Here is a 7312-nt window from a genome sequence, read left to right as displayed (position 1 = left end):
CGCGAGGCCATCAGGGCCGTCGAAGCGCGGTGTTCAAGGCCGCCGTAGCCGTCGCCTGTCACCATGGTCATGAATACGTAGCGGTCTGACGAATCCAGGAAAGGGGCAAGCTTGCTTTCGGGTTCGAAGAATTCAATTTGCGCAGCGCAGATCTCGTGGGTGTCCGAAGCAATGCGCGCCAAGTCCAGGTTCGGCGCGACGCCGGTAAATACCATTTCATGCACCGCGCCGTGGGCTTTGAAGCGCACCACCTGTGGCGTACCCATTTCGACTGGATGGTCAATCAGTGCGTCATAATCGGGGGCGACATACATGCCGAAGCCGTGCCGCTTTGCGGCCTTTGGGTGATCAGCAGCCTCGGGCAGGCTGGTATAAACCTTCCAGTTCCTGGCATGCGGCGGCGGGCATATTTCAACAAGGCATGGTTGCTGCGTTTGCCCTGTTACGCTCAGGAAGACACTGGTGCCGTTAAAAAAAGCGTGCGATTCGTCGACATGCGCGCCGCGTACGGAAAGGTCCCAGGCATAGACGACATATTCCAGTTCTAAAGGGCCGGGGCAGGGCGCGCATAGCCATGTGTGATTGCCGCTTTTGCTGATGGCAATGGGTTCGTTTTGGCAACGCGCTTCTATGGTTTCCACTTGCCGCGAGAAATCTCGAATAAGATAACTGCCTGGTATCCATGCGGGCAGGGCCAGTTCTTGCCCGTTGGGGTTGGGATCCTGGATGGTCAGGCGCACCTTTAGACGGTGACCAGCGGGATCGAAAGGCGTTACGCTATAAAGTATCGGTTCTTTTTTCATTCCTATATATTACTTTGCAACGAGGAGACGGCATGGACGAGCCATTGGTAAAAATAGAAATACGTGGTCGGGTGGGGTTGCTCACGCTGAACCGGCCCAAGGCGCTTAATGCGTTAAGCAACGATGTCATTGACGAGCTCTATCAGGCCCTGCGGGATTTCGATGCCGACGATAATATCGGCGCCATTGTGCTGACGGGTAGTGAAAAAGCATTTGCCGCCGGAGCCGATATTGCCGCCATGCAGGGCTGGTCCTACATGGACGTGTACAAGCAGGACTATCTTGGCGGCAATTGGGAATCCATCAAGCGCATCCGCAAACCTATTATTGCTGCGGTGGCAGGCTATGCGCTGGGTGGGGGTTGCGAGCTGGCCATGATTTGCGACTTTATTATCGCCGCCGAAAACGCGCGCTTTGGCCAGCCCGAAATCAAGTTGGGTGTGATACCGGGGTATGGCGGCACGCAGCGTTTGCCAAGGGCGATCAGCAAAGCCAAGGCAATGGATTTGATTCTTACTGCGCGGATGATGGATGCGGCCGAAGCCGAGCGGGCTGGCCTGGTGTCCCGCGTGGTGCCCCTCGAGCGTCTGATGGATGAAGCTATCGAGGCGGCTACCATCATTGCGTCGATGTCCTTGCCATCGGTCATCATGGCAAAGGAGTGCGTTAATACGGCTTACGAGGGTTCGCTTAACGATACATTGATGTTCGAGCGCCGCAACTTTCATGCGCTTTTTGCCACAGAAGACCAGAAGGAAGGCATGGCCGCGTTTGTTGAAAAGCGCAAGCCTGAATTCAAGCACCAATAAGCTCAGTTGTCAGTCAGCTTTACGCGCCGGGCTGCGGCTTCGGCGCGCATGCTTTCTCCACTTCGTATAAAATGCGCGCCTGTCCAAGAAAGTTGTATGTTCAGTTGCTTGCAAGCAAAAAATAAAGTTATACTCTTAGAGTTTGCCGGATCAGGTATAAACCCTAAGTGATAATGGCTTTAAGTATGGAAACCGAAACTCGCTTAGTGCTTACCGAGCACGACCGCGCGGCAATAAAGCGCAGGGCTAGTAATGGTATTCTTCGTACCCTTGTCGCCCAAGCTGTTATGGGTGCTGCCGCTGTCCTGATTTCTTGGTGGGTAGCAGGTGGTGCAGCAGCGGTTTCCGCTCTGGTTGGTGCCTGCGCCTATTTTGTTCCAAATGCGTTTTTCGCACTGCGTTTGCTGTTGGGTCTATTAGGGCCCGTGAAATCGAATCCGTTCACCTTTTTTATCGGTGAGGCGTTGAAACTTGGTTCCGCAGTTGCAGTGCTGGTTCTTGTGGCCTGGCTAGGCCGCGATTGGGTAGTATGGCCCGCGTTGTTGTTCGGGTTGTTATTTGTTTTGAAGGGTTACGTGTTGCTGCTTGCGTTTCGCAAGTTGCCGTAGCGCTACAGATTAATTCACGGGCTTTGTTGCTCCGGTTACAAGCTTACAGGATAAGGTTTAGATGGCTGCCGCTCTCGATATTTCGCCCCAGTCAGCATACATTCAACACCACTTGGTGCACCTGAATAACGTTGGCGAAAAGCAATCGGCAGTCGCCGATTTCGGTATTGTGAATTACGACTCCTTATTCTGGTCCATTCTTATGGGGCTGGTTGTCGTATTCGTTTTGTGGCGCGCCGCTAAGTCTGTCAGTGCTGGTGTTCCAGGCCGTTTCCAGGCCTCCATCGAAATGCTGGTCGACATGGTCGAAGAGCAAGCCAAAAGCATTGTTCCAAACGAAACCTCCCGTCGTTTTGTATCGCCTTTGGCGCTTACCGTGTTCTTGTGGATCATCCTCATGAACGCGCTCGATCTGGTGCCTGTCGACTTTCTTGCTTCCGTATTCCGCTTGACCGGCCTGGGCGCCGATCATCACGATGTTCTATACCATCATCGTATCCTGCCAACGGCCGACCTGAATGTGCCCATGGGCATGTCTCTGGGCGTGCTGCTCTTGATGTTCTATTACGGCATTAAAATCAAGCACCCGGGTGGCTTTGTCAAAGAATTGTTTACGGCTCCATTTCATGCTAACGGCCTAGGCGGGCTGGTGCTGGCGCCGTTTAACTTCCTGTTGAACTGCATCGAGTACGCTGCCAAGTCGGTTTCGTTGGGTATGCGGTTGTTCGGCAATATGTTTGCCGGCGAGCTTATTTTCATGTTGATCGCTTTGTTGGGCGGCGCATGGACCGGATTTAATGGTGCAAGCATAGGCTTGGGTATTGGTCATGTTCTGGCAGGGTCGGTGTGGGCAATTTTCCACATACTTATCGTGCTGTTGCAGGCGTTTATTTTCATGATGTTGACTCTCGTATATGTGGGTCAGGCTCACGAAGGCCATTAAAAATTTTCGGTCCAGGCAGTTTCGCCTGGCCGGGGTGCAAGATGTCCTTGCAAAAGTAGTTTTTTTGACTTTTTGATTACACGGTTATTAACCAAGGAGTTGTTATGACCAACGTTGCTTTCGTTGCTCTAGCTTGCGGTCTTATTATTGGTCTTGGCGCTTTCGGTGCTTGCATTGGTATCGCCTTGATGGGTGGCAAATATCTGGAAGCTTCTGCTCGTCAGCCTGAACTGATGAACGCTTTGCAGACCAAAATGTTCTTGTTGGCTGGTCTTATTGATGCTGCGTTCCTGATCGGTGTTGGTATCGCCATGTTGTTTGCCTTCGCTAATCCGTTCGTCGGGTAAGCATTGCATGCAGCCCGCTTCGGCGGGTTAAGCTGCCGCAGACGCCGTATCAGGCGGGTTCTGCGGCATGGACATCAAGTGTTGTGCAGTCAAGCTGCGGGGCACTATGGGTATTAAAGGGAAACGACCGTGAATTTAAACGCGACTCTCTTTTTTCAGATGATCGTGTTTTTCGTGCTGGGTTGGTTTACGATGAAATTCGTATGGCCTCCTCTTACGAAAGCAATGGATGATCGCCGTCAAAAAATTGCCGATGGCCTAGCGGCTGCCGACAAGGGTAAGGCCGATTTGGCCCAGGCCCAGGCGCGAATCAGCCTAATCGAGGCTTCTGCAAAAACAGAAAACCATGCTCGCATGGTTGAAGCCGAGAAACAGGCTGCGGTGCTTATCGACCAGGCTCGCCGTGAAGGCGAGGCCGAGAAGGCGCGCATCATCGCTCAGGCTCAGCAAGACGCTGCCCAAGAGGCACAGCGTGTTCGTGAAAGCCTGCGTGCCGACGTCGCTATTCTTGCCGTCAAGGGTGCAGAACAGATTCTCAAACGAGAAGTCGATGCACAGGCACATGCCGAGCTGTTAACACAGCTTCAGGCTCAACTCTAAACCAGGGCAGGCCATGGCTGAACTATCGACTATCGCTAGACCGTATGCTGAAGCGTTGTTTGCAACGGCCCGCGACGACCAGGCAGCCCTGGCGTCATGGTCCGGTCTGGTGGCCGAGCTGGCTCAAGTGGCCAGCCTCGGCGACGTGCGCGAAGCACTGACAGACCCGCGGCTTAACGCCGCTCAGCGCATAGAGCTGTTTGCGGGTCTGATCAAGTCTCCGCTCTCGGCGCATGCGCGCAATTTCATCGAAATGCTGGTGGTCAATAACCGTATTTTGGTGTTGCCGCAAATCGCCGAGCAATTTGAAATACTGAAAAACCGGCACGAAGGTACGGCGCTGGCTCAAATCAGCAGTGCTTATGCACTGAGCGACGAGCAGGTCCAGACGCTCGTGTCGGGCCTAGAAAAAAAGTTTGGTCTCAAACTCAAGCCGGCCGTCACCGTAGATACTGATTTGATCGGTGGCGTGCGCGTGATCGTTGGCGACCAAGTACTTGACACTTCTGTGCAGGCCCAGTTGGCCCGCATGCGCGATACGCTGGCCGCTTGAAGCGCGCCAGATAACAGGATTCCAGGAGTCTGAACATGCAACTTAATCCGTCAGAGATCAGCGAACTGCTCAAGAGCCGCATCGAAGGCTTGGGCGCGTCGACCGACGTACGTACGCAGGGCACGGTTGTTTCCGTGACCGACGGTATTACCCGCATCCACGGTCTGTCCGACGTGATGCAGGGCGAAATGCTTGAATTTCCGAATAACGTGTTCGGTCTTGCGCTCAACCTCGAGCGTGATTCCGTTGGCGCTGTTATTTTGGGCGATTACACCGGTGTGTCGGAAGGCGACCCGGTAAAAACCACCGGCCGCATTCTTGAAGTGCCCGTTGGCCCCGAATTGCGTGGCCGCGTCGTTGACGCGCTGGGCGTTCCTATCGATGGCAAAGGCCCTATTAACGCCAAAGCCACCGATATCATCGAAAAAGTTGCTCCAGGCGTTATTGCCCGTAAATCGGTATCGCAGCCTCTGCAAACCGGTATCAAGGCAATCGACTCCATGGTGCCAATTGGCCGTGGTCAACGCGAACTTATCATTGGCGACCGCCAAACCGGTAAGACTGCAGTTGCCGTCGACACCATCATCAGCCAAAAAGGCAAGAACGTCACTTGTGTGTACGTCGCCATTGGCCAGAAGGCTTCGACCATCAACAACGTCGTGCGCAAGCTGGAAGAGCACGGCGCGCTGGAATACACCATTATCGTTGCCGCCGCAGCGTCCGATTCGGCTGCTATGCAGTACTTGTCGGCGTACTCCGGTTGCACCATGGGTGAATACTTCCGCGATCGCGGCGAAGACGCCCTGATCGTATACGACGACCTGACCAAACAAGCTTGGGCTTATCGCCAAGTGTCTTTGTTGTTGCGCCGTCCCCCAGGCCGCGAAGCTTATCCTGGCGACGTGTTCTACCTGCACTCCCGTTTGCTGGAACGTGCTGCGCGTGTCAACGAAGATTACGTCGAAAAGTTCACTAATGGCGCCGTCAAGGGCAAAACAGGCTCGCTTACCGCGCTGCCTATTATTGAAACCCAGGCTGGCGACGTTTCTGCTTTCGTTCCTACCAACGTAATTTCGATTACCGATGGTCAGATCTTCCTTGAAACCGACTTGTTCAACGCCGGTGTTCGTCCTCCAATCAACGCCGGTATTTCGGTGTCTCGTGTTGGTGGTGCGGCGCAAACTAAAGTTATCAAGAAATTGGCCGGCGGTATTCGTACCGACTTGGCTCAGTACCGTGAATTGGCCGCTTTTGCCCAGTTCGCTTCCGACCTTGACGATGCTACGCGCCGTCAGTTGGAACGCGGCAAGCGCGTGGTTGAACTGCTTAAACAGCCTCAGTACCAGCCGTTGCAGGTTTGGGAACTGGCTATTACGTTGTACGCAGTCAACAACGGCTACCTCGACGACCTTGAAGTCTCACAGATTCTGTCGTTTGAAAAAGCATTGAAAGATTACCTGAAGTCCAAGCACGAAGGTATGATTCAACGCATTGAAGACACCAAAGAACTCTCCAAAGACGACGAAGCCGAATTGGTTGCAGCCATACAAGAGTTCAAAAAGCACGGTGCTTTTTAAGTTTGACTGGCGAGGGTGATGAAGCACTTGCTTCAGTATCCATACGTACGGTGGGGCTTGCGCAAGCAGCCCCGCTATAACGCCCTTTCAGGAAAGAGCGATGGCCGGAATTAAGGAAATTCGAACCAAGATCAAGAGCGTGCAAAACACGCGCAAGATCACCAAAGCCATGGAGATGGTTGCAGCATCCAAAATGCGTAAAGCGCAAGAGCGGATGCGTGCAGGCCGTCCCTATGCAACCAAGGTACGGGATATCGCCGCTAACTTGATGCAGGCTCACCCGGATTACTCGCACCCCTACATGAACGAACGTGAAAACGTGCGTGCGGTAGGGATCGTTGTGGTCAGCACAGACAAAGGTCTTTGCGGCGGCTTGAACACCAATATCATGCGGTTGGTGCTGAATCGTCTGAAAGACTTCGAGAAGCAAGGCATCAAGGTGCAGGCGACTGCCTTGGGCAGCAAGGGTGCAGGCGTCTTGACGCGCATCGGCGCTAACCTGGTTTCGCAAGAAGTGCAGCTGGGCGATATGCCCAACCTTGAACGTCTTATTGGCGCCATCAAGGTGCAAATCGACGACTTCGTCGACGGCAAGATCGATGCCATTTACATGGCAACGAACCGCTTTGTGAACACCATGAGGCAGGAACCCAGCTTCATTCGTTTGCTGCCTTTGCCTAGCGGACTGAAAGATCCTTTCCAGTCGGAAGGTTCCGAGTCGCAGGGCGACAGCGATGTCGCCAAGGCATCGTACGGTTGGGATTACATCTACGAACCGGATTCGAAAACGGTCATTGACGATTTGTTGATGCGCTACGTAGAAGGTTTGGTGTATCAGGCTGTAGCAGAAAACATGGCGTCCGAGCAGTCGGCGCGGATGGTGGCCATGAAGTCGGCATCCGACAATGCCAAGAAAGTCATTGGCGACCTGGAGCTGGTTTATAACAAAACCCGCCAGGCTGCTATTACCAAAGAAATTTCAGAAATCGTGGGGGGCGCTGCCGCTGTTTAAGATTAAACAGAAAGGCATCCCGTCAAAGATATTTAGCAAGGACTAAACATGAGCAACGGT

The 7312-nt window shown here is 53.5% G+C and carries 9 protein-coding genes; 8 read left to right on the top strand and 1 reads right to left on the bottom strand.

All coding sequences use genetic code 11. The features are described 5' to 3' along the window. Nucleotides 1-809 (bottom strand): M61 family metallopeptidase (locus ABWO67_RS18480; RefSeq protein WP_502930054.1); only part of this gene is annotated, 809 nt, incomplete at its 3' end. A gap of 26 nt (nt 810-835) precedes the next feature. On the opposite strand from ABWO67_RS18480, the gene ABWO67_RS18475 reads away from it, so the two are divergent. From ABWO67_RS18475 to atpG, 8 genes are all read left to right on the top strand, one after another. Next, nucleotides 836-1612, top strand: coding sequence for an enoyl-CoA hydratase (locus ABWO67_RS18475; protein ID WP_353154529.1), 777 nt, complete (start codon nt 836-838; stop codon nt 1610-1612). Nucleotides 1613-1797: 185 nt separating this feature from the next. Next, the gene (locus ABWO67_RS18470; RefSeq protein ID WP_353154526.1) at nt 1798-2220 is read left to right on the top strand and encodes an ATP synthase subunit I; all 423 of its coding nucleotides are present in this window, start codon (nt 1798-1800) and stop codon (nt 2218-2220) included. Between the two features lie 61 nt (nt 2221-2281). Beyond that, on the top strand, nt 2282-3163 hold the full coding sequence (atpB, locus tag ABWO67_RS18465; RefSeq protein ID WP_353154523.1) for a F0F1 ATP synthase subunit A: 882 nt from the start codon (nt 2282-2284) through the stop codon (nt 3161-3163). 104 nt (nt 3164-3267) lie between these two features. After that, the gene (gene atpE, locus ABWO67_RS18460) at nt 3268-3510 is read left to right on the top strand and encodes a F0F1 ATP synthase subunit C (RefSeq protein WP_073102520.1); all 243 of its coding nucleotides are present in this window, start codon (nt 3268-3270) and stop codon (nt 3508-3510) included. 129 nt (nt 3511-3639) lie between these two features. Next, nucleotides 3640-4110 carry a F0F1 ATP synthase subunit B gene (locus ABWO67_RS18455; protein WP_353154519.1) on the top strand — a complete coding sequence of 157 codons (471 nt, stop codon included), beginning with the start codon at nt 3640-3642 and terminating at the stop codon, nt 4108-4110. Between the two features lie 13 nt (nt 4111-4123). After that, nucleotides 4124-4663: a F0F1 ATP synthase subunit delta gene (locus ABWO67_RS18450; protein ID WP_353154516.1), complete on the top strand. Its 540-nt coding sequence runs from the start codon at nt 4124-4126 to the stop codon at nt 4661-4663. A gap of 35 nt (nt 4664-4698) precedes the next feature. After that, nucleotides 4699-6240 (top strand): F0F1 ATP synthase subunit alpha, encoded by a 1542-nt coding sequence (gene atpA, locus ABWO67_RS18445; protein ID WP_353154514.1) that lies wholly within the window; start codon nt 4699-4701, stop codon nt 6238-6240. A gap of 100 nt (nt 6241-6340) precedes the next feature. Continuing rightward, nucleotides 6341-7252: a F0F1 ATP synthase subunit gamma gene (gene atpG, locus ABWO67_RS18440; RefSeq protein ID WP_353154511.1), complete on the top strand. Its 912-nt coding sequence runs from the start codon at nt 6341-6343 to the stop codon at nt 7250-7252. The last annotated feature ends 60 nt before the right edge of the window (nt 7253-7312 follow it).

The organism is Pollutimonas bauzanensis (assembly GCF_040393045.1).
In the GTDB taxonomy this organism is placed as follows: Bacteria; Pseudomonadota; Gammaproteobacteria; order Burkholderiales; family Burkholderiaceae_B; genus Pollutimonas; species Pollutimonas bauzanensis_A.
Note: the sequence above shows the minus strand (reverse complement) of the source record. Positions and strands in the feature narration are given on the sequence as shown.

What these genes read in the sequence shown, in the direction of transcription:
- ABWO67_RS18475 (WP_353154529.1), top strand. Translation starts at nt 836, where the DNA reads ATGGACGAGCCATTGGTAAAAATAGAAATACGTGGTCGGGTGGGGTTG.
- ABWO67_RS18470 (WP_353154526.1), top strand. Translation starts at nt 1,798, where the DNA reads ATGGAAACCGAAACTCGCTTAGTGCTTACCGAGCACGACCGCGCGGCA.
- atpB (WP_353154523.1), top strand. Translation starts at nt 2,282, where the DNA reads ATGGCTGCCGCTCTCGATATTTCGCCCCAGTCAGCATACATTCAACAC.
- atpE (WP_073102520.1), top strand. Translation starts at nt 3,268, where the DNA reads ATGACCAACGTTGCTTTCGTTGCTCTAGCTTGCGGTCTTATTATTGGT.
- ABWO67_RS18450 (WP_353154516.1), top strand. Translation starts at nt 4,124, where the DNA reads ATGGCTGAACTATCGACTATCGCTAGACCGTATGCTGAAGCGTTGTTT.
- atpA (WP_353154514.1), top strand. Translation starts at nt 4,699, where the DNA reads ATGCAACTTAATCCGTCAGAGATCAGCGAACTGCTCAAGAGCCGCATC.
- atpG (WP_353154511.1), top strand. Translation starts at nt 6,341, where the DNA reads ATGGCCGGAATTAAGGAAATTCGAACCAAGATCAAGAGCGTGCAAAAC.